Raw genomic sequence first — 25,244 nt, 5'->3', positions numbered from 1 at the left:
CGGAGGAGATTACACCTGCTCGCCGGCGTTTACCGGGGAAATTGACGTTGCCGGCGGGTAATGTCCCGCATCCGGTTGATCGCTGAGACCCCTTAGCGGACCGGCCATCCGAGCCACGACCGGGGAGCCCACGGCCAGGGTGGCCAGCACCGCCGACACCACGACGGCACCGGATGCACCGTGCGCGTCGGCGGCCACGCCGGCGAGGGCCGTACCCGCGGCCCCGCCCACGAGTGCCGCACTGTTGAGCCAACCGAACGCCTCTGCCGCCGAATGTTCTTCGATCTCGCGCGACACCATGAGATACAGCGCGGACATCGCCGGGGCGAAACCCAATCCGGATACGAACAATGCGCAGAACTGCAGGAGCAGATTGTCGACGAGGCCGAACACGCCCGTCCCGGCGGACACGATTCCCAGCGCCGCCACGAGGCCGGCGAGCCCGAATCGCCGGTGTCCGAACGCCAAGCCGCCGACCAGGGACCCCACACTTGCCACCGCGATCGCCAGACCGGCGGTGACACCGGTGCGTCCGAGGGCGGCGACGACGCCGACTTCCAGTGCCATGAACGACGCGACGAGCGCGAGGCTCGCGACCATCGCGAGGATGACCGCACGGTTGGCGACCACCCGGCCGAATGCAGACGCGCCACTGCCCCTCTGGGGCCGAAGGTGCCTGGCGCTCAGCAGAAACCATCCGGTGCCGGCAACGGTGACGCTCGCGGACACCACCAACGGGATGGCGGTCGACAGCGTCGAGGCCAGGAAGGTCGTGGCCACCGGGCCGACAACCCAGATCAGTTCCTGCGCAGTGGTATCGAACGCGAACAACGCGCGGACCCCGTCGCTGGGCACCAGCTGTGGGTAGAGCGCCCGAACCACCGGCATCAGCGGCGGCACGGATGCGCCGACGAGCACCCCGAGCATCAGCAGCAGCGGCTCAGAGGCACCGGCGAACGCCAGCGCCAGCATGGCTGCGCCGTTCGTCAGGGCCGCAATGATCAGGATCATCGTCATGGCTCGCCCGGCGAGGCGCGCGGTCACGGGCATCGCCAGCGCTTCCCCGATGCAGACGCATGCCACAGCAGCACCGGCCAGCGCGTAAGACCCGGTCTTGGACTGGACGTGAAGGAGGATCGCCAGGTTGAGCATGCCCAACGGCAGGCGGGCGAACAACTGGGAAGCAGTCACGTTCAGCACGCCCGGGGTCCGGAGCACGTCGCGATACACCCGCATGACCCTCTTCTCCATGTGACTCGACCGACGTGACCCGGACTTACTATACCGTCCAGACGGTATAGTTCCACCGCGTTGTCGTAAGCTCTCGGAATGGCTTCGTCGCGGGACCGCATCCTCGACGCCTACGAGGACGTACTAGCCGTCGAAGGCGAGCGCTACGCCACCCTCGACGCGGTGGCCGCCAAAGCGGGCGTGTCGAAAGGCGGTCTGCTCTACCACTTTCCGTCCAAGGACCGTCTCGCCGCCGCATTGTGCGACCGACTTCTGACGCTGGCGGCCGAGGACGTGCAAGCGATGCTGACAGCCGCAGAGGGGCCTGCCCGCTACTACATCCGGTCCTCGCACTACGCGGGCACGCCGCTCGATCGGACCCTGGTGGCGGTGTCCCGGTTGCAGCAGGCGGGTGACAGTCACGCGCGGACGGTCATCGAGACCGTCTCGGCGGATTGGCTGAACGTCCTGCACGACGCACTCGGCGATCTCGACGTGGCCCGCGCGGTGAAGCTCATGGGCGACGGGCTGTACTACAGCGCGCTGCACCGCGCACTCGGCGGCCACGTCGTGGAGGCCGGCCAGGACGACGGCTTGCTGGCAGTGATCGATCGGATCACTGCCACCTCAGACCCCGCTCAGTGACGGCGGCTGGGCCCGGGTGCGCGCCGCCTGTCGACCCATCCACCACTGCAGCAGCAGGAGCGGAAGCGTCCAGCCCAGCCAGGCGCCCATACCCGCGACCACCCAGAGATACTTCTCCTCGCTCCCGCCGAAGACGCTGTCGCGCAACGGCTCGAAACCCAGGTACAGCACCGGCGCCCAGATCCTGTTGGTGATGATCGACATCGTCAGCGTCGCACTGCGCAGCATCTGGCGTCGATGTGCGCCGAACCGGCGCTGCCGCCCCGCAACGAAGCCGTCGACGGTGAACCAGAGCCACAGCACCCCGAGAGCGACGTCACTGGCCCGCACTATCGGGCCGAACGGCGTCGCCGCCCCGATCACCACGGCGCAGACGGCCGCCGGGATCGCCATCGCCACATAGACGCGTCCGATACGCCGGTGCAGAACCGGGTGACGATGCCGCAGGCCCGGCCAGATCTGCGCCACCGCGCACACCATCGCAGTGCTCGCGAAGAGAACGTGCCCGACCAGCAGCGGATAGTGCAGCCCGAAGGTGGACTGCACCCGGGTGCCGCCGGTCAGATACGGCGGTATCGAGTACGCCAGAAACACCACGACGATCACCGCGAGCGCCGTAGCCGGCCGGCTGGAGCGCCTAAATGCGTATGACATACGCAAAAGGGTATGCCATACGCATTCAACTGTCACTGATTACGCTGATCCTCGATGACCGGCCCCGATACCCCGCTCCCCCGCGCGTTACGCCTGCTCTGGCAACCGGACCCGGCGCCGCGCCGGTCGCGGGGCCTTACCCGGGACGCGATCGTCACGGCAGCCGTCGAACTGGCCGACTCCGACGGGCTCGCCGCCCTGTCGATGGCACGGCTGGCCGAGCGACTCGGGTGCGGCACCATGTCCCTCTACCGGCACGTGGCCAACAAAGACGAGCTGGTGACGTTCATGCTCGCCACCGGACCCGGCCCGCCGCCGACGACGCCCGAGGGCTCGGATTGGCGTGGCGCACTGACGAATTGGGCCCATGAGCTCTGGGGCGTCTACCACCGCCATCCATGGATCCTGCAGACGGCGTCGACCGGCCTGCCCGCCGATCCCGGCCAGCTGGCCTGGCTGGACGCCGGCTTGGCCACCCTGTCGGGCACGGGACTGACCGAGCGCGAGAAGCTCACCGCGGTCATCGCAGTGCTGATTTTCACGCGGGGCTCGGCGGCGTTGGCCGTCGAAGCCCGCGATGTGGATGACCGCGAGTACCCCGGGCTCCTGCGCCGCCTGGTGACCTCGGCCCGGTTCCCCGCACTGGCAGCCGCGATCGACAGCGGGGTGTTCGACCAACCCGACGATGACCCGATGACCGAATTCCGTTCCGGCCTGGACCAACTGCTCGACGGCATCGCCGCCAAGGCGGGGTGAGCGTGGGCGTCTACCACCGGTAGGACTCCAGGCGCGCGGCAATACCGTCGAGTAGAAGGTCCAAAGCCGACTCGCACGCGCTCTGCCGCATCGACTCGTCGAGCAACCGACTGGTGGCGGCGATGTTCGGATGCGTCTCGGCGGGTAACCGCGCATAGGTGTCGCGCCACGTGTCTTCGTCGCGCTGCTGATGCTCGGTGGGCAGGGCTTCGAAGGCGGCATCGAGTGCCGCGAACCCCAGCATCTGATCGACGAAGGCGTGATACACCTCGACGGCTTCCCGGTCCGGAAATCCGGCCGACCGCAGGATCCCCAAAACCGTTTCGATGACCTGGATTTCGTGGTCGCTCCCGGTCACCCGGCTAGCCGCCAGGACCCCGGCCTGCGGGTGCTCAAGGTAGACGCGGTGGATGCGCAGACCGAGATCCCGCATGTCCTCTCGCCAGCGACCGGTCGGCTCCCAGCCCTCGACGACACGTCGCAGGAGTTCGTCGGTGATGGCCAGCACCACGTCCTCAATACCGGGGAAGTAGCGGTACAGCGCGGTCGGGTCGGCCCCGAGCGCCGTACCGAGGCGCCTGACGGTCAGGCCGACCGCACCGTGATGTTGCAGCACTCGCAGCGCAGCCTCGACGATCAGCTGCTCGGACAGCACCACGCCATGCTTCGTCTGTCTCCGTCGCTGCCGCGGAGATTGCGACTTCAAGGTTCGACCCATCCGCCTTGCCTTCCGGTGCTTACGTCAACACCCTTGACCCATTTTGCGGCGCTCCTGTGTCATGGCGCACAACGAATTGTGATCTGGGCCCAGGTCACAACCGGTGCGCCGACCGATCGGCCAACGCCCACCGAATCAGATCGACACGAGGAGACAGCTGATGCCTGCTGCGCCGGCGACCATCGTATTCACCGGAGGCCCGGTCTTGACGATGGATGCCGCGCGATCTCGGGTGGGCGCCGTCGCGGTCACCGGAAATCGGATCACCGCAGTCGGAAACGGCGCCCGGGAGCTGATCGGACCCGACACCGAGGTCGTCGATCTGGCAGGCAGGCTGCTCATCCCCGGCTTCCAGGATGCCCACGTCCACCCGGTGGCAGCAGGCGTCGAGCGCATGACATGCGACCTGCTCGACTGCGACGACGCCGCCTCGACCCTGGCGGCCATCGGCGCGTACGCCGCAGCGCAGCCGGACCGGGACTGGATCACCGGCGGCGGTTGGTCCCTGGACGCCTTCGACGGCGGCATCCCCACCGCCCGGATGCTCGATTCCGTGGTTGCCGACCGCCCGGCGTACCTGCCCAACCGCGATCATCACGGAGCGTGGGTGAACTCCCTGGCCCTGCGGATCGCCGGGATCACCGACGACACCCCCGATCCGCCCGGCGGACGTATCGAACGCGACGCCGACGGAGTTGCGACCGGCATGCTGCAGGAAGCCGCGATGGACCTGGTCGCGGCATTCGTGCCGCGCCCAACGGAGGACCAGCTGTACCGGGCTCTGCTGAACGCACAGAGCCATCTGCACTCGCTGGGCATCACCGCGTGGCAGGACGCGATGCTGGGCAAGTACGCCGCCGTGCCGGATGCCGAGAAGGCGTACCGCCGTGCCGTCGACGAGCGGACCCTGACCGTCCGGGTCGCGGCGGCACAGTGGTGGGAACGCGACCGGGGCGCCGAACAGATCCCGGAGATGGTCGAACGCCGAGAGGCATTGCGGCACGGACGCCTGTCCGCCAACACGGTCAAGGTCATGATCGACGGGATCGCCGAGAACCAGACGGCCGCCCTGCTGGAGCCTTATCTGGACCGGTGCGGTTGCTGCACGAGCAACGCCGGTGTCAGCTTCGTGGACCCGAAAGCCTTGCAACAGTACGTTGTAGAGCTCGACGCACTCGGATTCCAGGTGCATTTCCATGCGCTCGGCGACCGCGCGGTCCGCGAGGCTCTCGATGCGGTCGAGGCGGCCCGGCGTGCCAACGGTTTTCGCGACACCCGACCCCACCTGGCACACCTGCAGGTGGTCGATCCGGACGACATTCCGCGGTTCCGCACCCTGGGTGCGACGGCGAACATGCAACCGCTGTGGGCCTGCTACGAACCGCAGATGGACGAGCTCACCATTCCCTTCCTGGGCGAGCAGCGAGCCCGCCAGCAGTACCCGTTCGGGGACCTGCTGCGAGCCGGCGCGGTACTCGCCGCCGGCAGCGACTGGCCGGTCAGCAGCGCCGATCCGATGGAGGGTATCCACGTCGCGGTCAACCGCCTGGCGCCCGGCACGTCGGAGCGCCGGGTCTTCCTCCCTGAGCAGCGCATCGACCTCACTGCTGCGATCGCGGCATACACAGCAGGGTCGGCCTACGTGAACCACCTCGACGACACCGGGGTGATCCGACCTGGCTATCTCGCCGATCTCGTTGTGCTCGACCGGGATCCGTTCGCACTACCGGCCGAGGAGATCGCACAGACCCGTGTGGCGCGAACGTACGTCGACGGCGAACTCGTCTACAGCGACACCTTCCCGGCACCGACCACCCGCTGACCACCCGCCCCAACGATCGAAGGAACCGGCATGACCGAAGCCAGCCTCGCCGAGGCACCGGCGCGAGCACAAAAGCCCGAAACCGCAATACAATTGCGCAAGATCACCAAGCAGTTCGGGGGCGCAACGGCGGTCGGTGGCGTCGACCTCGACATCCGGGCAGGAGAGTTCCTGTCGCTGCTGGGACCGTCCGGCTGCGGCAAGACGACGCTGCTGCGGATGATCGCGGGGTTCGAGGAGCCGGACGACGGGGACATCCTGCTCGACGGCTCGTCGATCGTCGGACTGCCGGCGAACAAGCGACCGGTCAACACCGTGTTCCAGTCCTACGCATTGTTCCCGCACATGACCGTCGCGGAGAACGTCGCCTACGGGCTGCGTCAGCAACGTACCCCGAAAGCCGAGATCGGCCGCCGGGTCGGCGACGCGCTGCGGCTGGCCAGGATGGAGAGCTTTGCCGATCGCAATCCGAAGAACCTCTCCGGCGGACAGCAGCAGCGGGTGGCGCTGGCGCGGGCGCTGGTGAACCGGCCCAAGGTGCTGCTGCTCGACGAACCGATGTCGGCCCTCGATCGCAAGCTGCGCGAAGAAATGCAGGTGGAACTCAAGCTGATTCAACTACAGCTGGGCATCACCTTCGTGTTCGTCACGCATGACCAGGAGGAAGCGCTGTCGATGAGTGACCGGGTGGTGGTCATGCGCGACGGCGCCATCCAGCAGATCGGCACCCCGGCCGAGATCTACAAATCACCCGCGAACTCGTTCGTCGCCGGGTTCATCGGGAAGCAGAACTTCCTCAATTGCATGGTCTCCGGCCCGGATACGCTCACCGGACCCGACTTCACGATCCGGCCCGACCGCGCCACGATGGACGGTCATGCCACCGGCAAGCCGGTGATCGCGGTGGTGCGGGCCGAGTCCGTCTCGGTGAGCCCCGCCGTGGGCGAAACCCCGATCAACGCGGTCGACGGCATTCTGGCCAACGTCTCCTTCCTCGGAGAGACGGTCCAATACGTGGTGAAGACCGACTCCGGGTTGGAGCTGCTGTCCCGGATGCCTGCGGGCAATGCCCAACACCTGGAGCTGCACTCATCGGTCCGGTGCAGCTGGGACGGCGACCCGGTGCACGTCTTCGCGGCGGATCCGTCGAACATCGCGACGGCCGGGTGAATCAGGTGGACAGACTACGAATCCTCGCCTCCCCCAGCGATGCCCGGCGAATCACCAGGCGCAGCCTGCTCGCCGGATTCGCCGTGGCAGGAGCCGGTCTGGCGATGTCCGGCTGTTCGAAGGGCGGCGTGCCGTCCCCGGCTGCGGACGGACAGATGGAGGACAAACTCAACATCTACTCGTGGGGCGACTACGACGACCCGGGCAACCTGGCGGAATTCGGCCGGCGCGGTATCACCGTCCAGGTCGACAACTTCGGCTCCAATGAGGAACTCGTCGCCAAGCTCGGCGCGGCCCGGGGCACCAGCGGTTATGACATCGTCGTTCCGACCGGCAGTTACGTCCCCATGATGGCGCACGCCGGCCTACTGGAGAAGCTGGACCATTCGTACCTGCCCAACCTCGCCAACGTCGAACCCATCTATCGGCACCAGCCCTGGGACCGGAACAACGAGTACGCGGTGTGCAAGAACTGGGGCACAACGGGATTCGTCTACGACACGCGAGTGATCGACCGCGAGCTGACGTCGTGGCGCGACTTTCTCGACGCTGCACAGAACGAAGCGCGGGGCAAGACCACGGTGCTGGAGGATCCGTGGGAGGTGTGCGCAATCTATTTCGCGGCCAACGGCATCAACCCGAACACCACCGACGGACGCGATCTGGACGCATGTGAGCAATACATGGTCGACAAGATCGCGCCGACAATCTCGGCATTCGTGTCCCAGGTGTCAGCGCAACTGGCGCAGCGGCAATTCGCCCTGATGCACGCGTTCAACGGTGACGTGCGCCTGGCCCTGCTCGAAGACAACGATCCGGACCGCTGGCGTTTCGTGTTCCCGACCCCCACCGCCAACCTGTGGATGGACACGTGGGCCATAGCCAAGGGCGCCAAGCACCCCGACGCCGCCCACGCATTCATCAACTACATGCTCGAACCCGAGATCGGCATGAAGGAGATGGAGTACATCGGCTACCCGACCGGATTGACCGGCCAGCGGGACCTGGCTGAGCAGAACGAGGTTGAGATGACGGATCTGATCTATCCCCCGAAGGCGACACTCGACCGGTTGACCCCCGGCGAAGTCACCGAGGCCACGCCCCGGCTCGTGAAGATCCTGAACCGCATGCAGGCCGGAGCCGCGGCATGAGAAAGCTCTCCGCTGGAACGAGATCGACTGCCACGCTGTCCTTCCCACTGTGGGCGTATCTGGTCTTCTTCTTCCTGATTCCGACCACACTGATCGGCTGGTACAGCTTCGGGTACAAGCCCGACATCTACACCGCACGGTCCAACGACCGGCTGTCGTTCGACCGCTACGTCGAAGCCACCGACGCGACATTCCTGAGCACGTTCTTGAACACCCTGCGCATCGCCGGCCTCGGAACCCTGATCTGCCTGGCGGTCGGCCTGCCGTTCGCGTACTGGCTGGCAGTCAAGGTCGCTCCGCGCTGGCGCGCAATGCTGCTGGCCTTGGTGCTGATCCCATTCTGGACGAACTTCCTGGTTCGCACCCTGGGCTGGCAGATCATGCTCTCCCCAGAGGGTTTCGTCTCCGGTGCACTGAACAAGCTGGGCTTGATGGACGGCCCGCTGTCGGTGCTCTACACCCAGACCGCGGTGCAGATCGGGGTGGTCTACAACTATCTCCCCCTGATGATCATGCCGCTGTACGTCGCGCTGGAGCGGTCGGAGGCAAGCATGCGCGAGGCCAGTCACGACCTCGGCGCGGGCCGTCTGCGAACGTTCCTCGACGTGACGGTCCCGACCGCGCTGCCCGGCATCGCGGCCGGCTGCCTGCTGGTGTTCATCCCGCTGATGGGCGACTACATAACGGCGTCGGTACTCGGTGGCGCGCAGGGAAACATGGTCGGCCAGTTGGTCGCAGCGCAGTTCAACGTCGCCCAGAACTGGGCGCTGGGATCGGCCATGTCGATCGTCCTGATGACCTTCATCCTCGTCACCGTGGCTGCCGTCGGCCTCGTCGCCCTCACCGTCAAGACCCTCATCAAGCGGTCGCGCCGCGTCACCATTCCTGAAGGGGCACAAGCATGACCGAAACACTCGAGCGTCCCGCACCCGAGGTCGCGGCGGCGCCGCGCGGGCGCCGATCCCGGGATCTGATCGCTCTTGGCCTGCGGGTCTGGGGCATCGTGGTATACGCGTTCCTGTTTCTGCCGATCATCGTGATCGTCGCGTATTCGTTCAATACCGGCCGAATTCTCGCTGCGTGGCAGGGATTCGGGTTCAGCGCCTACACGAGCGCATTCGACAACATCATGATCAAGAACTCGGTGCTCACCTCGCTGCAGGCCGCGGTCGGGGCCGCGGTGCTGTCCACGATCCTCGGCACGCTGGGCGGATTGGCGCTGGCCCGGTCCCGCAACGGCAATCGCTGGGCGACGGCACTGACCGCCATCCTCGCGGTCACCCTGGTCACACCCGAAGTGGTGACCGGCATTTCGTTGCTGCCCTGGTTCGTGACCCTGGGCACCGACGCCGGCTTCCTGCCGATGAACAACGGCTTGATCCGCCTGGTCATCTCCCACACAGTCATGTCGGTAGCCGTGGTGACATTCATCATCCGGGCGCGGATGCAAGGCACCGATCTACGACTTGAGGAGGCCGCGGCAGACCTGTACGCCGGCAAGTGGAACGCATTCCGTCAGATCACGCTGCCACTGGCCTTCCCCGCGATCCTGGCCGGCGCCCTGATGTCGTTCACACTGAGCCTGGACAACACCATCGTGTCGAGCTTCGTCCAGCTTCCCGGCTCAACACCGTGGCCGGTGTATATCTTCTCGTCACTGAAGGTGGGTCTTCGGCCTGAGGTGGCTGCGGTGTCGACCTTGATGCTGGTGCTCACGCTGATCGCGCTCGGCGCCGTGGCGTTTGTGCTCCGCCGCAGCGGCGCCGGCTCGCAAGAGATCGCCCAGACCCTGGCCGGGGGCTGACGCGGTCGGAAGGCCGATCGTGCGGCACTGTGGCGAACGCGCATCCCCGGACGGCGCTTTCAGCCGGTCACACCGGCCCCTTGCAAAGATGGAGATGTCTGGGCTTCGAGGTACTTGTGCCGAGGATTGCGGTCAGTATGTGGCCGCAATCCTCGGTGTAGAGCTCAACACAGCACGCTGACACAGACATTCGTCAGAGCGTGAAAGGCCCGCGACCGGCTTCGCTCGGCCGACCTCCGTTCCGGACCTAGGCGATGTACACCTTCCGTAGCGTCTCGCGCACCGTCCACGTGGTGTGTTGCCCCTCGTACAGGCGAACGAGGCTGCCTGGACGCAGATCGATCGCCGGGGAACCGTCGTCGAACGCGACGGTCCCGTCACCGCTGAGAACGACGAACACCTCGTCGGCCTCCACATCGCGGGACACCCCGGGTGTGTGTTCCCAGACCCCGATGGTCACGTCCGACAACTCGGTCAGGTCGCGATGCGCCGTCGTCGGCGCCCCGTCCACCACCAGCTCGTCGGCGAGCGGTGTGTGGTCGAGCGCCAACGCGGCGGCGTCGACGGCATTGCCGGGCAGCGCTGCGTTCTCGCTCATGAATCGAACCCCAGCCCGACGGCATCGAGCGCCTTGAGGAGGACGTTGCGGCGCCCCTCACGGTGGTCGGCCCGGTCCAGCGCCCAGCGGGTGGCCTGAATCCCGGCCGATGCCAACGGTTCCGGCGGGAATGGCAGCGGCATCGACTTGACCATGTCGACTTCGGTGCGCGCCGTCGGTTTACCGGCGAAACGGTCGAGCATGACCTCGGCGGCGAACCGCGTGGCCGCGACGCCGAGCCCGGTGAACCCGGCGGCGTATCCGACCCGGTCTCCGTACGCGGAGCCGAAAAACGCGCAGAATCGCGTCGAGGTGTCGATCACGCCGGCCCAGCGATGGGTGAAGTTGACATCCTCGAGTTGTGGGAACGTCGTGAAGAAGTGGCCGGCGATCCGGCGGTAGGTGGCATCGCGGTCCTCGTACTCAGGCCGGATCTGCCCGCCGAAGTGGTAGACAGCGTCGTACCCGCCCCACAGGATGCGGTTGTCTTTCGACAACCGGTAGTAGTGGAACTGGTTCGACATGTCGCTGATGCCCTGCCGGTTGGTCCAGCCGATTTCGGCCAGCTGGGCATCGGTCAGCGGTTCGGTCATCAAGGCGTAGTCGTAGACCGGCACCGTGTGGTAGCGGTACCGCTTCAACAGCGACGGAAAGCCGTTGGTCGCCAAGATCACTCGGTCGGCCTGCACCGACACCCGCTCGGTACGGACCGAGAGCGGCCCGCGGAGCCGGCCGCGCCCGAGACCGAGCACCTTGCTGTTCTCGTAGATTTCCACACCAAGTTCAGTTGCGGCACGGGCGAGTTCGCTCGCCAGCTTGGCGGGGTGAACCATCGCGGTGGTGTCCTTCGACCACACTCCGGCCAGGTACGTCGGGGAGTTGACCTCGGCGCGGATCGCCTGCTGGTCGAGGTAGACCTGGCCCGGCTGCACGGCGGCGGAGGCCAGTTCGGCGGCCTGGTACGGCTCGAGCGCGACCGCGAGCGAACCGGTCCGTTCGAAGTCACAATCAAGGCCCAGTGAGTCGACGGTGTTCTCGATGCCGTCGAGGTTCTCCAACCCGAGCCGGTCGAGGACATCCATCTCATCGGGCCAGCGGTTGCGGCCGTTCTGCTCACCGTGGGTGAGCGACGCTTCGACGAAGCCGCCGTTGCGGCCCGAGGCCGCCCAGCCGATCGTCTGGCCCTCGATCAGGGCAACCCGGATACCGGGATCCCGTTGCTTTGCCAGCAGCGCCGACCACAGGCCGGTGTAGCCGCCGCCGACCACCACCAGGTCGTACCGGGAGGACACCTTGGTCAGCCCCGGGTAGCCGGGCTGAGCAGGTACGTCATCGAGCCAGAAGGGCTGAAGGGTGGCGTTGGCCAGCGAACGGTCGACGAGGCTGGCGGCGGGAGCGTTTCGTTCGAAAACGGTTTGCACGGGTATCTTCCTAGACGGTGGTGTACCACCAGTAAGAAGTATTTCCCGCACTACCTCAAGGGTGTTGACGTAAGCGCCCGCATACCCGCGCCAGGCCTGCGCACTGGCCGGTCGTGCTATTTTCTGACCATGCGGCCAGAAAATAGTTCGGACGGCCAACGCGGGTCGTTCATCGAGGAGGCCAGGCGGCGGCAGATCATCGCCGCCGCCGTCGAGGTGCTCGCCGAAAGCGGTTACGCCGTCACATCGCTGGCCAGGATCGCGAAGCGCGCGGGCATTTCCAAAGGTGTCATCTCCTACCACTTCGCAGGCAAGGACGATCTCATGACACAGGTCGTCATCCAGCTGTTCGTGTCCGGCGCGGAGTACATGTCGCCGCTCATCGAGGCAGCGCAGGGCTCACGGAATCGCCTGCGCGCCTATATCGAATCCAACCTCGCCTTCATCGATGCGAACAAGGCATTTGTGGCCGCAATGTCCGAAGTCGTGCTGAATCTGCGCGGTGACGACGGGGCGCTGAAATTCGTCAGCACCACCGGGGAGGGCGAGATCATCGCCCCGTTGGTCGCGCTCCTCGAGGAGGGCCAACTCCTTGGCGAATTCGGCGAGTTCGACCCGACCATCACGGCCAAGCTCATCCGCGACAGCATCGATGGCATCGCCGGCCGGGCCGTACGCGAGCCCGACTTCGATGTACGCGCATACATTTCCGCGCTGACCCGACTTTTCGACCTGGCCACGACCACGTCCGGTGCGCGATGACGGCCACCGCACTGACCCCGGATCAACTCGACTCGCAGAGAGCACCGTTCGCGACTGCCGGGGTCGCCGCCATCGCCGCCGCCGGGTCGATCGCCCTGCTGGTCTTCCTCGGTCGCTACGGGTATTTCGGCGACGAGCTGTACTTCGTGTCAGCAGGACGGCGGCTAGCGGCAGGCTACGCCGATCAAGGTCCACTGCTGCCGCTGATCGCCCACCTCATGAACACTCTGGCGCCCGGTTCGCTGTTCGCCCTGCGACTCCCCGCGGTGATCGCCACCGCGGCAGCGATCGTTCTCAGCGCACTGATCGCCCGCGAGTTGGGCGGCGAGCGCGGCGCACAGCTGCTGACCGCTGCCGGTTACGCGACCTCGCCTTTTCTCTTGGTGCAGGGCGGCCAGCTGTCCACCAACGCCATCGACATCCCACTGTGGGTGCTGATCACCTGGCTGCTGGTGCGCTGGGTGCGAACCCGCCACGACACCCTGCTGGTGTGGGCGGCGGTTGCCACCGCGATCGACCTCCAGATCAAATGGCTCATCCCGTTCCTTTGGATCTGCGTCGGTATCGGCGCACTGCTCGCCGGACCACGAGACCTTCTGACCCGCAAGGCATTGTGGATCAGTGCTGCGGGCGTCCTGGCGACCGTCGTACCAATGCTGGTCTGGCAAGCACGAAACGGTTGGCCGCAACTCGAGATGGGTGCGGTGATCGCCGCCGAGAATAGTTTCGTCGGCGGCCGGTTGACATTCCTGCCGTTGGCATTGTTCATCGCCGGGATATGGGGCGGTGTATTGCTGCTGTGCGGCACGTGGGCGTTGTTGTGTACCGACCGGCTCCGTGAATACCGTTTCCTCGGCGTCGCGACAGTGATGGTGTTCGCGGTGTTCATCGCCCTCGGTGGCCGGCCGTACTACGTCGCCGGGTTGTACGGGTTGGTCATGGCGGCGGGCGCGGTGTGGCTGACTCGCAGACCGCTGGTTCGCTGGATGCGAGCCGCCGTCGCGATGGTCATCGCCCTGTCCACGGCCTTGGCAGGCTGGGCCCTGCCCTGGGAGTCAGAACGCGATATCGCACCCGCGTCGGCCGACGATGCGCTGGCGGTGTTGTTCTACGGCAAGTTCGGCTGGCCCGAACTTGCCCAAGCTACGGTGGCGGCCTACCGGACCCTCACCCCGCAGGAGCGCATCAACGCTGTGGTCATCGCCGAATCATCTTGGCAGGCAAGCGCACTGGACATATACGGAAAGGACGACCTTCCGGCAGTGTTCAGCCCGAGCCGCGGCTGGTGGTACTTCGGCACTCCGCCGGACTCGGCGACCACGGTGTTGTACGTCGACCAGAAGCACGACACGGTCCGCGGCCTGTGCACCGACGTACAGCCGCTGGACACGGTCGATGCGCGTCTGGGCTATCCCGGGATCACCCGCGATGTGACGATCTGGAAATGCACCGGACCGCGCGAAGCCTGGTCGCAGGCCTGGCCGTCGCTGCGGCGACTCTAAATCCCAGGCCCGCGCAGCAGGTGCGGGATCAGCACCCGCGTATCGGGTACGAACGGCCAGTCCGGGTCGGCCAGATGCGTTGCGAGCTGCTCTTCGGTCCACCACCAGCCGTCGGCGATCTCCTCGGGCTGGTGGCGGATCGGGCCGTCCCAGCGCACCTCGTAGGCAAACAAGTGACAGCGCATGGGTTTTCCGGCCCACCGCCCATCCCAAGCCACGGAAGCCAGCGCCGTCAGAGGTGGGCCGCTGACGCCGAGTTCCTCGGCCAGTTCCCGGGTTGCGGCCTGCGCGGGCGTCTCCCCCGGGTCGACGACGCCGCCGGCCAGACAGTCGTGCATGCCGGCGAACACCGCCTTGGTCATGGTGCGCCGGTGAACGTAGATGCGCGTCCCGTCCAGAGAACGCACCAGCACTCCGGCGCTGGCGTGCCACAGGCCCTCGGCGTAGACACGTGAACGTGGCGCCGCGCCAACTACATTGCCGTCGGCGTCGTACTCCGCGACGAGTTCATCGGTCACGCCGTCACGTTACCGGCCGGCCTTCCTGATAGCCGCACGGCGGTTGACCGCGCCGAGCGCGCGATAGATCGACCGCTGGTGAGTCTTGAGCGTGTTCACCGAGATGAACATCTTGTCGGCGCGGCCAACCGGCTAGCCCGATACGCAAAAGTGCCCCAAACCCGAAGGTTTGGGGCACTTTTCAGTCTGCTCGCGCGGAGAAGGAGCCTTCGCTACTTCGCCTTTTCGAGAACCTCGACCAGGCGCCACCGCTTGGAGGCCGACAGGGGCCGGGTCTCCATCAGCGAGACGCGGTCGCCGATACCGGCGTCGCCGTTCTCGTCGTGCGCCTTGACCTTCTTGGTGGTCCGGATGATCTTGCCGTAGAGCGGGTGGCTCTTACGATCTTCCAGCTCGACCACGATGGTCTTCTGCATCTTGTCGCTGACCACGTAGCCGATGGCGGTCTTGCGACGGCCGCGCGGCGTCTCGGTGGCCGGCGTGTGCTTGGGGCCCTTGGTATCTGCCATTACGAATCCTCACCAACGGGTCCGGAAGCCAGACCCAACTCACGTTCACGCAGCACGGTGTAGACCCGTGCGATCTCCTGGCGCACAATGCGCAGCCGACGGTTGTTCGCCAGCTGACCGGTCGCCATCTGGAAGCGCAGGTTGAACAGCTCTTCCTTCGACTCGCGCAGCTTGTCCTTCAACTCGGTGTCGGACAGTTCGCGCAGTTCACCAGGCGTAGTTCCCACTGCCATCAGAACTGCTCCTCTCGACTCACGATGCGTGCCTTGATCGGCAACTTGTGGATTGCGCGAGTCAGAGCTTCCTTGGCGATCTTCTCATCCGGGTAGCTGATCTCGAACAAAATGCGTCCGGGCTTGACGTTGGCGATCCACCACTCCGGCGAACCCTTACCGGAACCCATGCGGGTCTCGGCGGGCTTCTTGGTCAGCGGGCGGTCCGGGAAGATGTTGATCCACACCTTGCCGCCACGCTTGATGTGCCGGTTGATGGCGATACGAGCGGACTCGATCTGCCGGTTGGTGATGTAGGCGTGACCGAGGGCCTGGATGCCGTAGTCACCGAAGCTCACCGACGTGCCGCCGCTGGCGATGCCACGCTGCCGTGGGTGGTGCTGCTTACGGTGCTTTACCTTGCGGGGAATCAGCATGATTAGTTCTCCGTGCTCTCAGCTGCGGGCGCCGAAGCTGCCGCGGCCTCGGTTGCGGCCGGTGCATCGTCTCCGGTCGCGGCGCGGCCGGCCTCGGTGCTCGTCGCCGTGGTGCCCGACGCACCGCTACGACGCGGCCGGGTGCCCGACGGACGCTCACGACGCGGCCGGTCACTGGCCGGCGCGGCGGCGGTGAGCTCACGCTTACCACCGACGATGTCGCCCTTGTAAATCCAGACCTTCACACCGATGCGGCCGAAGGTGGTCTTGGCCTCGTAGAGGCCGTAGTCGATGTCCGCACGCAGCGTGTGCAGCGGGACCCGACCCTCGCGGTAGAACTCCGAGCGGCTCATCTCAGCACCGCCGAGGCGGCCCGAGCACTGCACCCGGATGCCCTTGACGTTGGGCTGACGCATGGCCGACTGGATCGCCTTGCGCATCGCGCGGCGGAACGCCACGCGGTTGCTCAGCTGCTCGGCGACACCCTGGGCGACGAGCTGCGCCGTCGACTCAGGGTTCTTCACCTCGAGGATGTTCAGCTGAACCTGCTTGCCGGTCAGCTTCTCCAGGTCGGCGCGGATGCGGTCGGCCTCGGTGCCGCGGCGACCGATGACGATGCCGGGACGCGCGGTGTGGATGTCAACGCGGACCCGGTCCCGGGTGCGTTCGATCTCCACGTCGGCGATGCCGGCCCGCTCCAGGCCGGTGGCCAGCAGCTTGCGGATGGCAACGTCTTCCTTGACGTAGTCCTTGTACTGCTTGTCGGCGTACCAACGGGACTTCCACTCGGTGGTGATACCGAGCCGGAAGCCGTGGGGGTTGATCTTCTGGCCCACTACTCCGAGCCTCCCTTCGTCTCGGCCGTGCCCTTCGCAGCAGCAGCCTTGCTGCCCTGCGCACGACGGCTGCGCGCGGATGCGGCGGCCGCACCCTTTTGCTTGGGCGGACGGCTCTCAACGATCACCGTGATGTGGCTGGTGCGCTTGCGGATCCGGAACGCACGCCCCTGGGCACGCGGACGGATGCGCTTGGCGGTCGGACCCTCATCGGCGTGGATGGTCGCAACCACCAGCGTCGTCGGGTCCAGGCCCTCGTTGTTCTGCGCGTTGGCGGCAGCGCTCGCGATCACCTTGGCGACCGTCTCGCTGGCACCCTGCGGCGCCCACCGCAGGATGTCGAGGGCTTCCTCGACACTCTTGCCGCGGACCAGATCGATGACCCGGCGGGCCTTGCTGGCGGAGACGCGCACGAAGCGCGCCTTCGCCTGCGCTGACGGGTATTCAATGACTGTGGTACTCATCGCCGCTTGCTCTTCCGGTCGTCCTTGATGTGACCCTTGAAGGTTCGCGTCGGGGCGAATTCGCCGAGCTTGTGCCCGACCATCGCCTCGGTGACGAACACCGGGACATGCTTGCGGCCGTCATGCACCGCAAACGTGTGCCCGATGAAGTCGGGGAGGATGGTCGACCGACGCGACCAGGTCTTGATGACCTGTTTTGTGTTCTTCTCGTTCTGAACGTCGACCTTCTTGAGAAGATGGTCGTCGACGAACGGACCCTTTTTAAGACTACGAGGCATCGCTGCTACTCCTTCCGCGGCCTAGCGCTTCTTGCCGGTGCGCCGGCGACGGACGATGAGCTTGTCGCTCGGCTTGTTGGGCTTGCGGGTGCGGCCCTCAGGCTTACCCCACGGGCTGACCGGGTGGCGGCCACCGGAGGTCTTGCCTTCACCACCACCATGCGGGTGGTCAACCGGGTTCATCACGACACCACGGACGGTCGGGCGCTTGCCCTTCCACCGCATACGGCCGGCCTTACCCCAGTTGATGTTGGCCTGCTCGGCATTGCCCACCTCGCCGACGGTGGCGCGGCAGCGCACGTCGACGCGACGGATCTCACCGGACGGCATACGCAGCGAGGCGTAGGTGCCTTCCTTACCCAGCAGCTGGATGCTCACGCCGGCCGAACGGGCCAGCTTGGCACCGCCACCGGGCCGCAGCTCCACAGCGTGGATCACGGTGCCGGCGGGGATGTTGCGCAGCGGCAGGTTGTTGCCGGGTTTGATGTCGGCGTTAGGCCCCTGCTCGATGACGTCGCCCTGCTTCAGACCCTGCGGCGCGATGATGTAGCGCTTCTCGCCGTCCAGGTAGTGCAGCAGCGCGATGTTCGCGGTGCGGTTCGGGTCGTACTCGATGTGAGCGACCTTGGCGTTGACGCCGTCCTTGTCGTGGCGACGGAAGTCGATGAGGCGGTATGCGCGCTTGTGGCCGCCACCCTTGTGACGGGTGGTGATGCGGCCGTGCGCGTTACGCCCACCGGTGCCATGCAGCGGACGGATGAGCGACTTCTCCGGAGTCGAGCGAGTGATCTCGGCGAAATCGGAGACGCTCGAACCGCGACGACCCGGGGTCGTCGGCTTGTACTTGCGAATTCCCATATCAGTTAAATCCTCTTAGTTCCCGGCGTTACGCCGGGGCTCCGAACAGTTCGATCGGCTTGCTGCCGGCGGCCAGGGTGACGATGGCACGCTTGGTGTCCTTGCGCTTACCGAAGCCCGAACGGGTGCGCTTGCGCTTGCCCTGCCGGTTGGCGGTGTTCACCGAACTCACCTTGACGTCGAAGATCTTCTCGATAGCGATCTTGATCTGCGTCTTGTTCGAATCCGGGTGCACGACGAACGTGTACACGTTGTCCTCGATCAGCCCGTACGACTTCTCCGAGATGACCGGGGCCAGGATGATGTCGCGGGGGTCGGTCACGGTAGCCATCAGGCCGACACCTCCTCTTTGGTATTCGCCGAGATGTACGCGTTCAGCGCCTCGACGCTGAACACCAGGTCGTCGGCATTGAGCACGTCGTAGGTGTTGAGCTGATCCGGCGAGATCACATGCACACCAGGCAGGTTGCGGACGCTCTTGAGCCCGACCTCATCGGTGCGGCCGATGATGATGAGAACCTTCTTGTTCTCGGTCAGCGAGCCCAGGAACGCCTTGGCGCTCTTGGTAGAGGGGGTCTGACCCTCGACCAGCTCGGTGATCGCGTGGATCCGCTCGTTGCGGGCCCGGTCCGAGAGCGCACCGCGCAGGGCGGCGGCGATCATCTTCTTCGGGGTCCGCTGGCTGTAGTCGCGCGGCTGCGGGCCGTGGACGACGCCACCACCGGTGAACTGCGGTGCACGGGTCGAGCCCTGACGCGCCCGACCGGTGCCCTTCTGCCGGTACGGCTTCTTGCCGCCACCGGAGACCATGGCGCGGGTCTTCGTCGCATGCGTGCCCTGACGCTTGGCCGCCAACTGAGCGTTGACCACCTGGTGCATCAGAGCGATGTTGGGCTCGACGTCGAACAGCGCGGCGGGCAGCTCGATGGAGCCGTCCTTCTTGCCTGCCGGCGTCTTCACATCAATTTTGAGAGTCATTACTTCTCGCCTCGCTTGATTGCGCTGCGGACAACCACCAGACCACCGTTGCGTCCGGGGATGGCGCCCTTGATCAACAGCACGCCGTTCTCGGCATCGACCTTGTGAACCTTGAGGTTCTGCGTGGTCACCCGATCGTGGCCCATGCGGCCCGACATCCGGGTGCCCTTGAACACGCGGCCCGGGGTGGCGCAGCCACCGATGGAGCCGGGGCGGCGGTGCACTGCCTGGGCGCCGTGCGAGGCGCCCTGGCCGGCGAAGCCGTGACGCTTCATGGTGCCGGCGAAGCCCTTGCCCTTGCTGGTGCCGGTCACGTCGACGTAAGCACCGTCGGCGAAGATCTCGGCGGTCAGCTCCTGGCCCACCTCGTACTCGGCGGCGGCAGCCTCGTCGACCCGAAGCTCAGCCAGGTGGCGGCGCGGGTTGACACCCGCGGCGGCGTACTGGCCGGTGACGGGCTTGTTGACCTTGCGCGGGCTGATCTCGCCATAGGCGAGCTGCACGGCGCTGTAGCCGTCGCGCTCGGGGGTACGGATAAGGGTCACCACGTTGGGGCCGGCCTTGACGACCGTCACCGGGACGACTTTGTTGTTCTCGTCGAACACCTGCGTCATGCCCAGCTTGGTGCCCAAAATGCCTTTTCTAGCCATTTTTCTCGGGTCTCCTACTGGATGTTGACGTCGACACTGGCCGGCAGGTCGATGCGCATGAGCGCGTCAACCGTCTTCGGCGTCGGGTCGAGGATGTCGATCAGTCGCTTGTGGGTGCGCATTTCGAAATGCTCCCGCGAGTCCTTGTACTTATGCGGCGACCGGATGACGCAGTAAATGTTCTTCTCGGTCGGCAACGGCACGGGGCCCACCACGCTGGCACCGGTACGGGTGACCGTCTCGACGATCTTGCGCGCCGAGGCATCAATGGCCTCATGGTCGTAGGCCTTGAGCCTGATGCGGATCTTCTGTCCCGCCACGCTTCTCCTACCTCTACTTCGTACATCGGCCGGCCGTATCGAAGCCTCGATGGGAAACCCACCGAAACCCGTCGGGCCTGGTCCCCGGCGCGGGTGCGCCGAGTATTGCCGCCGCTGTTTACCTGTCTGTGGTCCACCGGCCCCCGCGGTCGGGCGTGTCGCCTTCTCGCACACTTTCTCGCCCTGGAAATCAGTCGCGATCTAGTGTTGGGACCGGATGCGCCCGTGGGGGCGCGGGTCGGATGCCCGGCCAGGAATACCCGGCGCAAGGCAACCCGAACAGTATGCCTTAGATCCGGGCGTGCTCCAAATCCGCGATCGAGCAGGTCGGGGCCGGTCGACGCAACGGGGAAAAACGGCGTCCGGCTTCCGGATTTCCAGGCAGTATTCCTGCGCTCCGGCGACCGTGATCGCGTACGTAACGCCATGGCGGAAAAAGTCGCCCGCGGCGGCCACCACGTTACGGGCGGCGCGAGCCCAACCCTCCGCACCGAACTTACTCTTGAGTAAGGTTTGGCACATGACGCAGCCCAGCCCGACCTACAGAGCATGGAAGAAGTTGTCAGCGCTACCCGGCGGCAGCTGGGCGTTCTCCGCCGCGGCCATGGCCCGGGTGCCCTACTTCGCGTCGATCCTGCCGCACGTGGTGCGCATGGAACCGGGGCTGGCCGAGGTGACGGTGCCCAAATGGTTCTACGTCTACAACCACCTGCACACCGTGCACGCCATCGCGTCATGCAATGCCGCCGAGATGGCGATGGGCATGTTGATGGAGGCCACCGTGCCGACGACGCACCGCTGGATCCCCAAGGCGATGAACGTGCAGTACCTCGCGAAGGCGACCACCTCGTTGCGTGCCACCGCAGAGCTCGCACCGCCGGATTTCGGCGCGATCACCGAGGGCACCGACGTCGTGGTGCCCGTCAGCATCACCGACCGCAACGGCGTGGAAGTGGTGCACGCCGACATCACCACCTGGGTCACTCCGGCCTAGTCCAGGTAGGTGCCGTGCCCTTCGCGCACCAGGGCGCCGTCGAACAGCAGCACCTCATTGACCAGCCCGCCCCGCTGATTGCGGTAGTGGATCACCAGCGCCGACTCGCCGCGATAGGTGCCGAGCACCTCGAACTGCAGATCCGGCATGCCGGCCAGCGCCGTCGTCCAGTAATGACGTAATGCGTCCTTGCCCCGCACCACGCCACCGGTCTCGGGCAGCACGCGCGCGGCGACCGGTGAACTGAACACCACGTCGTCGTGGAAATGGGCCAGCACCGCCTCGACGTCGTGCGCGTTCCACGCACTCACCCACTCTTCGGCGAAGGCCTGCGGATCCGGTGTCGCCATCGAGTTCACTTCTCCCTCAGCCCCGCCCAGAACGGGCATTGATGAACGTGCGCATAGCCATTGTCGACGCGACTGCCATCGGCCTGCAACGACATTCGTGAGCCGTCGAACTCCGGCCAGCCCGGCTGGCCGTCGACCGCGGGATCACCGGTGCGCACGAAGGCGCTCCAGTAGTCGATCATCTGGTCCGAGAGCTGTTGCTGCGCCGGGTTCAACGGGGGCGCCCCGCCGACGTCGAACAGATAGCGAAGCTCCAGTGAGTGACTGGCCCCGACCGGGAAGGGCAGCGTCCGCATGACCTCCGGCGCCGGCGCGGAGCGGTCGTTGAACTCGTAGGCGTAGACCGGACCGGTACGGGACAGCTCACCGGCCATCCGGTCCGACACACAGGCAAACGCACCGTCGGTAACGGCCGCCGAATATGCCTGCGCCACACCGCCATAGCGATCAATCGGGTAATGCACCCCGACGGCCGCGGCATCGGCGCCGAAGGTCTCGGACAGTAGCCGCGGGTAATCCTCGGTGGTGTAGCGCTGCCCCTCCCGCAGATAGCGCAACGCCACGAAGAGCGTGAACTCATCACGGGTGGTGCCGATCAACACCGGCACCGCTTCGGCCCCACCTGATCCGAACGCCGCCAACGGGGCTTGGGGGATCAATGCCGATCCGGTGACCGGACCGGTCAGCTCGTCACTGCCGATATTGAAGTACCACACCGGTTTTCGCAGACCATCCACGGGAAGTGCCCGCAGGCAGGTACCAGCGGTCGCGGGGTCAGGACATCCGGCGGCGGCCGCGTAATCGAGCGACCGGCGGGTCGCTGCGGGGAGATCGGTCTGTGCCTGACACGGGGCGCTCATCAGTATCGCGGCGCGGAACAACCCCGCCGAGCCCGGCGACACCAGATGATCACACACTGACATGCCGCCCGCGGATTCACCGGCGACAGTGACCTTTTCCGGATCGCCGCCGAAGTCGGCGATGTTGTCCCGCACCCACCGCAGCGCCGCCTGCTGGTCGGCCAGACCGTAGTTTCCGACGTCCCCACCGGCCCCCAGGGCCGGGTGCGCGAGGAAGCCCAGGGTGCCGAGCCGGTAGTTGACCGTGACCACGACGATGTCGCCGCGCGCGGCCAGCCGTCCCGCGTCGTAGATGCCACTGCTGCCGCCGGCGAACGCGCCGCCGTGGATCCACACCATGACGGGGCGCAACTCATCCGAGACCGGCGGTGTCCAGACGTTCAGGCTCAGGCAGTCCTCGGCCGTGTTGGCGCCGCGTTCGGGATCTGAATCGGGGTCCTGGATGCACCGCGGGCCGGGGCGGGTGGCGTCGCGCTCCCCCGGCCATCCCGGCGCGGGAGCCGGCGCGGCGAACCGCATCGCACCCACCGGCGCGGCGGCGTACGGAATCCCGGCGAACAACCGATGGTCGGATACCACTGCGCCGCGCAAGGTTCCGGCCGCGGTCTGGACCAGCGCCGGGTCCGACCCCTGAGCGTGGCCCTGTGGATGGCCGGGCGTCACCGCCTGCCCGCCACCGCGCACACAGCCTGCAACCAGCATCGCCAGCATTGCCAGCAACGCGACGGCGCACCGCCCTGACCGCATGGCAGTGAGCGTACGGGCCCGATCGGAAAAATCCTCTCCCTTACGTGGCGGCGACCACATATGGTGGCAGTTGACACCCGTCAAGTACCGGTCACGTGAGGAGTCTGTATGAGCGCGCCGACGATGGACGACGCCGCGAAGGTGCTCGCCGACCCGACGGCTTATGCCGACGACGCGCGCCTGCACACCGCGCTGACCCATCTGCGCGCGAACAATCCGGTGGCCTGGGTGGACAACGCGCCCTACCGTCCCTTCTGGGCGATCACCAGACACGCCGACATCATGGCCGTCGAGCGGGACAACGACCTGTTCATCAGCGAGCCACGGCCATTGCTGGCCACCGCGGCGGCCGACGACCTCGCCAAGCAACAGCTCGAGGCCGGCATGGGCCTGCGCACGCTGATCCACATGGACGATCCGCACCACCGCAAGGTTCGGGCGATCGGTGCAGATTGGTTCCGCCCCAAGGCAATGCGTGACCTCAAGGTCCGCGTCGACGAGCTCGCCAAACGCTATGTCGACAAGATGCGCGACATCGGACCCGAATGCGATTTCGTCACCGCGATCGCCGTCGACTTCCCGCTCTACGTGATCATGTCGCTGCTCGGGCTGCCCGAGGACGACTTCGCTCGCATGCACATGCTGACCCAGGAGATGTTCGGCGGCGACGACGAGGAGTACCAGCGCGGCAAGTCCCTGGAGGACGGCCTGGCGGTTCTGCTGGATTTCTTCGCCTACTTCTCGTCGCTGACCGCGTCGCGTCGCGCCAACCCGACCGAGGATCTGGCCTCGGCCATCGCCAACGGCACGATCGACGAGGAGCCGCTGTCCGATGTCGATACCGCGTCTTACTACGTCATCGTCGCCAGCGCAGGCCACGACACCACCAAGGACGCCATCTCCGGCGGATTGCATGCGCTCATCGAGAATCCGGACCAGCTGGCCAGACTGAAGGCACAGCCCGAGCTGATGGGCACGGCGGTCGAGGAGATGATCCGGTGGTCCACCCCGGTCAAGGAGTTCATGCGTACCGCCACGGCCGACACCACCGTGCGCGGCGTGCCGATCGCCAAGGGCGACTCCGTGTACCTGGCCTATGTTTCCGGCAACCGTGACGAGGAAGTGTTCGACGCCCCGCACCGCTTCGACGTCGGGCGGGATCCGAACAAGCACTTGGCATTCGGATACGGCGTGCACTTCTGTCTCGGCGCGGCTCTGGCCCGGATGGAGATGAACAGCTTGTTCACCGAGCTGTTGAGACGGCTCGACTCCATCGAATTGGCCGGAACGCCACAGCTTTCCGCGACCACGTTCGTCGGCGGACTCAAGCACCTGCCGGTTCGCTACTCGTTGCGTTGAGGCGACGCCGTGGACCGGCGGTGGGTGGCCAGAAAGCCGTCCACCGCGGCCCGCACGCACGTGGTGTGGTCGAAGTCCGAAAACGTGGTGAGCTTGCCCAACACGATCGGGCCGAGCAGCAGTGCGGCAGCCTGCGTGCGATCCACCTCGCCGAGTTCGGCCATGGCTTCGGGGCTGTCGAAGATCGCCTCGAACGGCGCCGCGTAGTGCTCGGCCACCCGATCGCGCAGGGTCCGCACCTCGGCGCTGTCGCCCGTCCGCGGGGGCGGTTGCTCGATGTCGCCGCCCAGCGCCAGCCATGACATGGCGGTGATACTGATCGGCGCCTCGGCGATCGAGTCAGCCTGCGCCTGGACCAGCCCGATCAGACGGTCACGCAGCGAGCCATCCTCCGGCGGCATCGGCGCGGCCGGGATGAGTGCTCGAAATGCCGCTGCCAGCAGGTCATTTCCGCTCGGAAAGTGCCGATACAACGTCGCCCTGGCCACGTTCGCCGCCCTGGTGACCGCGTCGACGGTGACCGCGCTGGGCCCGCCTGATCGCAACAGCGCGGTCGCCGCCTCCAGCAGCCGGGCCCGGGACCGGGCCGGGCGCGGGTCACCGTTTTCGGCAGTCATTCGCCGTCCCACCTCCACCAAACA

Annotated in this window: 32 protein-coding genes; 11 read left to right on the top strand and 21 right to left on the bottom strand. The window is 66.3% G+C overall.

Annotated features, from left to right (window positions below):
- Positions 1–9 precede the first annotated feature (9 nt).
- Positions 10–1,251: an MFS transporter gene (locus tag ACZYZ7_RS12825; protein ID WP_463741029.1), complete on the bottom strand. Its 1,242-nt coding sequence runs from the start codon at positions 1,249–1,251 to the stop codon at positions 10–12.
- A gap of 78 nt (positions 1,252–1,329) precedes the next feature.
- Between ACZYZ7_RS12825 and ACZYZ7_RS12820 the strand changes: the two genes are divergently transcribed.
- Positions 1,330–1,875, top strand: coding sequence for a TetR/AcrR family transcriptional regulator (locus ACZYZ7_RS12820; protein WP_450071259.1), 546 nt, complete (start codon positions 1,330–1,332; stop codon positions 1,873–1,875).
- Here the strand turns inward: ACZYZ7_RS12820 and ACZYZ7_RS12815 are convergent.
- On the bottom strand, positions 1,858–2,529 hold the full coding sequence (locus ACZYZ7_RS12815; RefSeq protein WP_463741028.1) for a DUF2306 domain-containing protein: 672 nt from the start codon (positions 2,527–2,529) through the stop codon (positions 1,858–1,860). The two genes, ACZYZ7_RS12820 and ACZYZ7_RS12815, sit on opposite strands and share 18 nt — an antisense overlap.
- A gap of 54 nt (positions 2,530–2,583) precedes the next feature.
- Here ACZYZ7_RS12815 and ACZYZ7_RS12810 point away from each other — a divergent pair, with 54 nt between their 5' ends.
- On the top strand, positions 2,584–3,285 hold the full coding sequence (locus ACZYZ7_RS12810) for a TetR/AcrR family transcriptional regulator (RefSeq protein ID WP_463741027.1): 702 nt from the start codon (positions 2,584–2,586) through the stop codon (positions 3,283–3,285).
- Between the two features lie 10 nt (positions 3,286–3,295).
- Here ACZYZ7_RS12810 and ACZYZ7_RS12805 read toward each other — a convergent pair whose 3' ends face one another.
- Complete coding sequence (locus ACZYZ7_RS12805; RefSeq protein WP_463741026.1) at positions 3,296–3,940, bottom strand: TetR/AcrR family transcriptional regulator; 645 nt, start codon at positions 3,938–3,940, stop codon at positions 3,296–3,298.
- Positions 3,941–4,163: 223 nt separating this feature from the next.
- On the opposite strand from ACZYZ7_RS12805, the gene ACZYZ7_RS12800 reads away from it, so the two are divergent.
- Genes ACZYZ7_RS12800 through ACZYZ7_RS12780 form a run of 5 tightly spaced genes read left to right on the top strand, consistent with a single transcriptional unit; the run spans position 4,164 to position 9,950 of the window.
- A complete protein-coding gene (locus ACZYZ7_RS12800; protein WP_463741025.1) occupies positions 4,164–5,825 on the top strand; it encodes an amidohydrolase in 1,662 nt (553 codons plus the stop codon).
- Positions 5,826–5,855: 30 nt separating this feature from the next.
- Positions 5,856–6,995 (top strand): ABC transporter ATP-binding protein, encoded by a 1,140-nt coding sequence (locus ACZYZ7_RS12795; protein ID WP_463741024.1) that lies wholly within the window; start codon positions 5,856–5,858, stop codon positions 6,993–6,995.
- 5 nt (positions 6,996–7,000) lie between these two features.
- Positions 7,001–8,146, top strand: a complete 1,146-nt coding sequence (locus tag ACZYZ7_RS12790; protein ID WP_463741023.1) for a polyamine ABC transporter substrate-binding protein — start codon at positions 7,001–7,003, stop codon at positions 8,144–8,146.
- A complete protein-coding gene (locus ACZYZ7_RS12785) occupies positions 8,143–9,051 on the top strand; it encodes an ABC transporter permease (protein WP_135452886.1) in 909 nt (302 codons plus the stop codon). The genes ACZYZ7_RS12790 and ACZYZ7_RS12785 overlap by 4 nt, the downstream gene beginning before the upstream one ends.
- Positions 9,048–9,950, top strand: a complete 903-nt coding sequence (locus ACZYZ7_RS12780) for an ABC transporter permease (protein ID WP_463741022.1) — start codon at positions 9,048–9,050, stop codon at positions 9,948–9,950. The genes ACZYZ7_RS12785 and ACZYZ7_RS12780 overlap by 4 nt, the downstream gene beginning before the upstream one ends.
- Positions 9,951–10,197: 247 nt before the next feature.
- On the opposite strand, the gene ACZYZ7_RS12775 is transcribed toward ACZYZ7_RS12780, so the two are convergent.
- Together ACZYZ7_RS12775 and ACZYZ7_RS12770 are read right to left on the bottom strand one after the other, a co-directional pair.
- Positions 10,198–10,548 carry a cupin domain-containing protein gene (locus ACZYZ7_RS12775; protein ID WP_450071267.1) on the bottom strand — a complete coding sequence of 117 codons (351 nt, stop codon included), beginning with the start codon at positions 10,546–10,548 and terminating at the stop codon, positions 10,198–10,200.
- The gene (locus tag ACZYZ7_RS12770; RefSeq protein WP_450071268.1) at positions 10,545–11,969 is read right to left on the bottom strand and encodes an NAD(P)/FAD-dependent oxidoreductase; all 1,425 of its coding nucleotides are present in this window, start codon (positions 11,967–11,969) and stop codon (positions 10,545–10,547) included. The genes ACZYZ7_RS12775 and ACZYZ7_RS12770 overlap by 4 nt, the downstream gene beginning before the upstream one ends.
- 129 nt (positions 11,970–12,098) lie before the next feature.
- Here ACZYZ7_RS12770 and ACZYZ7_RS12765 point away from each other — a divergent pair, with 129 nt between their 5' ends.
- On the top strand, positions 12,099–12,731 hold the full coding sequence (locus ACZYZ7_RS12765; protein WP_450071269.1) for a TetR/AcrR family transcriptional regulator: 633 nt from the start codon (positions 12,099–12,101) through the stop codon (positions 12,729–12,731).
- The gene (locus ACZYZ7_RS12760; protein WP_463741021.1) at positions 12,728–14,233 is read left to right on the top strand and encodes an ArnT family glycosyltransferase; all 1,506 of its coding nucleotides are present in this window, start codon (positions 12,728–12,730) and stop codon (positions 14,231–14,233) included. The genes ACZYZ7_RS12765 and ACZYZ7_RS12760 overlap by 4 nt, the downstream gene beginning before the upstream one ends.
- On the opposite strand, the gene ACZYZ7_RS12755 is transcribed toward ACZYZ7_RS12760, so the two are convergent.
- The 13 genes from ACZYZ7_RS12755 to rpsJ all read right to left on the bottom strand — a co-directional run bounded on the left by ACZYZ7_RS12755 (position 14,230) and on the right by rpsJ (position 20,293).
- Positions 14,230–14,751, bottom strand: a complete 522-nt coding sequence (locus tag ACZYZ7_RS12755) for an NUDIX domain-containing protein (protein ID WP_463741020.1) — start codon at positions 14,749–14,751, stop codon at positions 14,230–14,232. The two genes, ACZYZ7_RS12760 and ACZYZ7_RS12755, sit on opposite strands and share 4 nt — an antisense overlap.
- 9 nt (positions 14,752–14,760) lie before the next feature.
- Positions 14,761–14,862, bottom strand: coding sequence for a LuxR C-terminal-related transcriptional regulator (locus tag ACZYZ7_RS12750; protein ID WP_463741019.1), 102 nt, complete (start codon positions 14,860–14,862; stop codon positions 14,761–14,763).
- Between the two features lie 101 nt (positions 14,863–14,963).
- Entirely contained in the window at positions 14,964–15,260 is a 297-nt protein-coding gene (gene rpsQ / locus ACZYZ7_RS12745; RefSeq protein WP_044516145.1) for a 30S ribosomal protein S17, read from the bottom strand.
- On the bottom strand, positions 15,260–15,493 hold the full coding sequence (gene rpmC, locus ACZYZ7_RS12740) for a 50S ribosomal protein L29 (protein WP_090424620.1): 234 nt from the start codon (positions 15,491–15,493) through the stop codon (positions 15,260–15,262). The genes rpsQ and rpmC overlap by 1 nt, the downstream gene beginning before the upstream one ends.
- The gene (gene rplP, locus ACZYZ7_RS12735) at positions 15,493–15,909 is read right to left on the bottom strand and encodes a 50S ribosomal protein L16 (protein ID WP_036441254.1); all 417 of its coding nucleotides are present in this window, start codon (positions 15,907–15,909) and stop codon (positions 15,493–15,495) included. The genes rpmC and rplP overlap by 1 nt, the downstream gene beginning before the upstream one ends.
- A gap of 2 nt (positions 15,910–15,911) precedes the next feature.
- Positions 15,912–16,745 carry a 30S ribosomal protein S3 gene (gene rpsC / locus ACZYZ7_RS12730; protein WP_135452880.1) on the bottom strand — a complete coding sequence of 278 codons (834 nt, stop codon included), beginning with the start codon at positions 16,743–16,745 and terminating at the stop codon, positions 15,912–15,914.
- Positions 16,745–17,209 (bottom strand): 50S ribosomal protein L22, encoded by a 465-nt coding sequence (rplV, locus tag ACZYZ7_RS12725; protein WP_135452879.1) that lies wholly within the window; start codon positions 17,207–17,209, stop codon positions 16,745–16,747. The genes rpsC and rplV overlap by 1 nt, the downstream gene beginning before the upstream one ends.
- On the bottom strand, positions 17,206–17,487 hold the full coding sequence (rpsS, locus tag ACZYZ7_RS12720) for a 30S ribosomal protein S19 (protein ID WP_003883480.1): 282 nt from the start codon (positions 17,485–17,487) through the stop codon (positions 17,206–17,208). The genes rplV and rpsS overlap by 4 nt, the downstream gene beginning before the upstream one ends.
- A 21-nt stretch (positions 17,488–17,508) precedes the next feature.
- Positions 17,509–18,345: a 50S ribosomal protein L2 gene (gene rplB, locus ACZYZ7_RS12715; protein WP_044516133.1), complete on the bottom strand. Its 837-nt coding sequence runs from the start codon at positions 18,343–18,345 to the stop codon at positions 17,509–17,511.
- Between the two features lie 28 nt (positions 18,346–18,373).
- Complete coding sequence (gene rplW, locus ACZYZ7_RS12710) at positions 18,374–18,676, bottom strand: 50S ribosomal protein L23 (RefSeq protein ID WP_064885135.1); 303 nt, start codon at positions 18,674–18,676, stop codon at positions 18,374–18,376.
- Entirely contained in the window at positions 18,676–19,323 is a 648-nt protein-coding gene (gene rplD / locus ACZYZ7_RS12705) for a 50S ribosomal protein L4 (protein ID WP_135452878.1), read from the bottom strand. The genes rplW and rplD overlap by 1 nt, the downstream gene beginning before the upstream one ends.
- Positions 19,323–19,973 carry a 50S ribosomal protein L3 gene (gene rplC / locus ACZYZ7_RS12700; protein ID WP_044516127.1) on the bottom strand — a complete coding sequence of 217 codons (651 nt, stop codon included), beginning with the start codon at positions 19,971–19,973 and terminating at the stop codon, positions 19,323–19,325. Before rplC ends, rplD begins: the two co-directional genes overlap by 1 nt.
- Before the next feature lie 14 nt (positions 19,974–19,987).
- Positions 19,988–20,293 carry a 30S ribosomal protein S10 gene (gene rpsJ, locus ACZYZ7_RS12695; RefSeq protein ID WP_003925843.1) on the bottom strand — a complete coding sequence of 102 codons (306 nt, stop codon included), beginning with the start codon at positions 20,291–20,293 and terminating at the stop codon, positions 19,988–19,990.
- Positions 20,294–20,813: 520 nt separating this feature from the next.
- Here rpsJ and ACZYZ7_RS12690 point away from each other — a divergent pair.
- On the top strand, positions 20,814–21,287 hold the full coding sequence (locus tag ACZYZ7_RS12690; RefSeq protein WP_167857742.1) for a hotdog fold domain-containing protein: 474 nt from the start codon (positions 20,814–20,816) through the stop codon (positions 21,285–21,287).
- On the opposite strand, the gene ACZYZ7_RS12685 is transcribed toward ACZYZ7_RS12690, so the two are convergent.
- Together ACZYZ7_RS12685 and ACZYZ7_RS12680 are read right to left on the bottom strand one after the other, a co-directional pair.
- Positions 21,284–21,637: a nuclear transport factor 2 family protein gene (locus tag ACZYZ7_RS12685; protein ID WP_135452877.1), complete on the bottom strand. Its 354-nt coding sequence runs from the start codon at positions 21,635–21,637 to the stop codon at positions 21,284–21,286. The two genes, ACZYZ7_RS12690 and ACZYZ7_RS12685, sit on opposite strands and share 4 nt — an antisense overlap.
- Positions 21,638–21,642: 5 nt before the next feature.
- Positions 21,643–23,244, bottom strand: coding sequence for a carboxylesterase/lipase family protein (locus ACZYZ7_RS12680; RefSeq protein WP_450071283.1), 1,602 nt, complete (start codon positions 23,242–23,244; stop codon positions 21,643–21,645).
- A gap of 108 nt (positions 23,245–23,352) precedes the next feature.
- On the opposite strand from ACZYZ7_RS12680, the gene ACZYZ7_RS12675 reads away from it, so the two are divergent.
- Positions 23,353–24,603: a cytochrome P450 gene (locus ACZYZ7_RS12675; protein WP_450071284.1), complete on the top strand. Its 1,251-nt coding sequence runs from the start codon at positions 23,353–23,355 to the stop codon at positions 24,601–24,603.
- On the opposite strand, the gene ACZYZ7_RS12670 is transcribed toward ACZYZ7_RS12675, so the two are convergent.
- Entirely contained in the window at positions 24,588–25,220 is a 633-nt protein-coding gene (locus tag ACZYZ7_RS12670) for a TetR/AcrR family transcriptional regulator (protein ID WP_135452874.1), read from the bottom strand. The two genes, ACZYZ7_RS12675 and ACZYZ7_RS12670, sit on opposite strands and share 16 nt — an antisense overlap.
- Between the last annotated feature and the right edge of the window lie 24 nt (positions 25,221–25,244).

The organism is Mycobacterium sp. IDUB_17 (genome assembly GCF_055419465.1).
The sequence above is the reverse complement of the archived record's forward strand: the minus strand, read 5'-3'. Positions and strand labels throughout refer to the sequence as shown.

Bases quoted from the DNA above. Each gene is read 5' to 3' on its own strand.
- ACZYZ7_RS12825 (WP_463741029.1), bottom strand. From the start codon at position 1,251: ATGGAGAAGAGGGTCATGCGGGTGTATCGCGACGTGCTCCGGACCCCG.
- ACZYZ7_RS12820 (WP_450071259.1), top strand. From the start codon at position 1,330: ATGGCTTCGTCGCGGGACCGCATCCTCGACGCCTACGAGGACGTACTA.
- ACZYZ7_RS12815 (WP_463741028.1), bottom strand. From the start codon at position 2,529: ATGTCATACGCATTTAGGCGCTCCAGCCGGCCGGCTACGGCGCTCGCG.
- ACZYZ7_RS12810 (WP_463741027.1), top strand. From the start codon at position 2,584: ATGACCGGCCCCGATACCCCGCTCCCCCGCGCGTTACGCCTGCTCTGG.
- ACZYZ7_RS12800 (WP_463741025.1), top strand. From the start codon at position 4,164: ATGCCTGCTGCGCCGGCGACCATCGTATTCACCGGAGGCCCGGTCTTG.
- ACZYZ7_RS12795 (WP_463741024.1), top strand. From the start codon at position 5,856: ATGACCGAAGCCAGCCTCGCCGAGGCACCGGCGCGAGCACAAAAGCCC.
- ACZYZ7_RS12785 (WP_135452886.1), top strand. From the start codon at position 8,143: ATGAGAAAGCTCTCCGCTGGAACGAGATCGACTGCCACGCTGTCCTTC.
- ACZYZ7_RS12780 (WP_463741022.1), top strand. From the start codon at position 9,048: ATGACCGAAACACTCGAGCGTCCCGCACCCGAGGTCGCGGCGGCGCCG.
- ACZYZ7_RS12775 (WP_450071267.1), bottom strand. From the start codon at position 10,548: ATGAGCGAGAACGCAGCGCTGCCCGGCAATGCCGTCGACGCCGCCGCG.
- ACZYZ7_RS12765 (WP_450071269.1), top strand. From the start codon at position 12,099: ATGCGGCCAGAAAATAGTTCGGACGGCCAACGCGGGTCGTTCATCGAG.
- ACZYZ7_RS12760 (WP_463741021.1), top strand. From the start codon at position 12,728: ATGACGGCCACCGCACTGACCCCGGATCAACTCGACTCGCAGAGAGCA.
- ACZYZ7_RS12750 (WP_463741019.1), bottom strand. From the start codon at position 14,862: ATGTTCATCTCGGTGAACACGCTCAAGACTCACCAGCGGTCGATCTAT.
- rpsQ (WP_044516145.1), bottom strand. From the start codon at position 15,260: ATGGCAGATACCAAGGGCCCCAAGCACACGCCGGCCACCGAGACGCCG.
- rpmC (WP_090424620.1), bottom strand. From the start codon at position 15,493: ATGGCAGTGGGAACTACGCCTGGTGAACTGCGCGAACTGTCCGACACC.
- rplP (WP_036441254.1), bottom strand. From the start codon at position 15,909: ATGCTGATTCCCCGCAAGGTAAAGCACCGTAAGCAGCACCACCCACGG.
- rplV (WP_135452879.1), bottom strand. From the start codon at position 17,209: ATGAGTACCACAGTCATTGAATACCCGTCAGCGCAGGCGAAGGCGCGC.
- rpsS (WP_003883480.1), bottom strand. From the start codon at position 17,487: ATGCCTCGTAGTCTTAAAAAGGGTCCGTTCGTCGACGACCATCTTCTC.
- rplB (WP_044516133.1), bottom strand. From the start codon at position 18,345: ATGGGAATTCGCAAGTACAAGCCGACGACCCCGGGTCGTCGCGGTTCG.
- rplW (WP_064885135.1), bottom strand. From the start codon at position 18,676: ATGGCTACCGTGACCGACCCCCGCGACATCATCCTGGCCCCGGTCATC.
- rplD (WP_135452878.1), bottom strand. From the start codon at position 19,323: ATGACTCTCAAAATTGATGTGAAGACGCCGGCAGGCAAGAAGGACGGC.
- rplC (WP_044516127.1), bottom strand. From the start codon at position 19,973: ATGGCTAGAAAAGGCATTTTGGGCACCAAGCTGGGCATGACGCAGGTG.
- ACZYZ7_RS12690 (WP_167857742.1), top strand. From the start codon at position 20,814: ATGACGCAGCCCAGCCCGACCTACAGAGCATGGAAGAAGTTGTCAGCG.
- ACZYZ7_RS12685 (WP_135452877.1), bottom strand. From the start codon at position 21,637: ATGGCGACACCGGATCCGCAGGCCTTCGCCGAAGAGTGGGTGAGTGCG.
- ACZYZ7_RS12680 (WP_450071283.1), bottom strand. From the start codon at position 23,244: ATGCGGTCAGGGCGGTGCGCCGTCGCGTTGCTGGCAATGCTGGCGATG.
- ACZYZ7_RS12675 (WP_450071284.1), top strand. From the start codon at position 23,353: ATGAGCGCGCCGACGATGGACGACGCCGCGAAGGTGCTCGCCGACCCG.
- ACZYZ7_RS12670 (WP_135452874.1), bottom strand. From the start codon at position 25,220: ATGACTGCCGAAAACGGTGACCCGCGCCCGGCCCGGTCCCGGGCCCGG.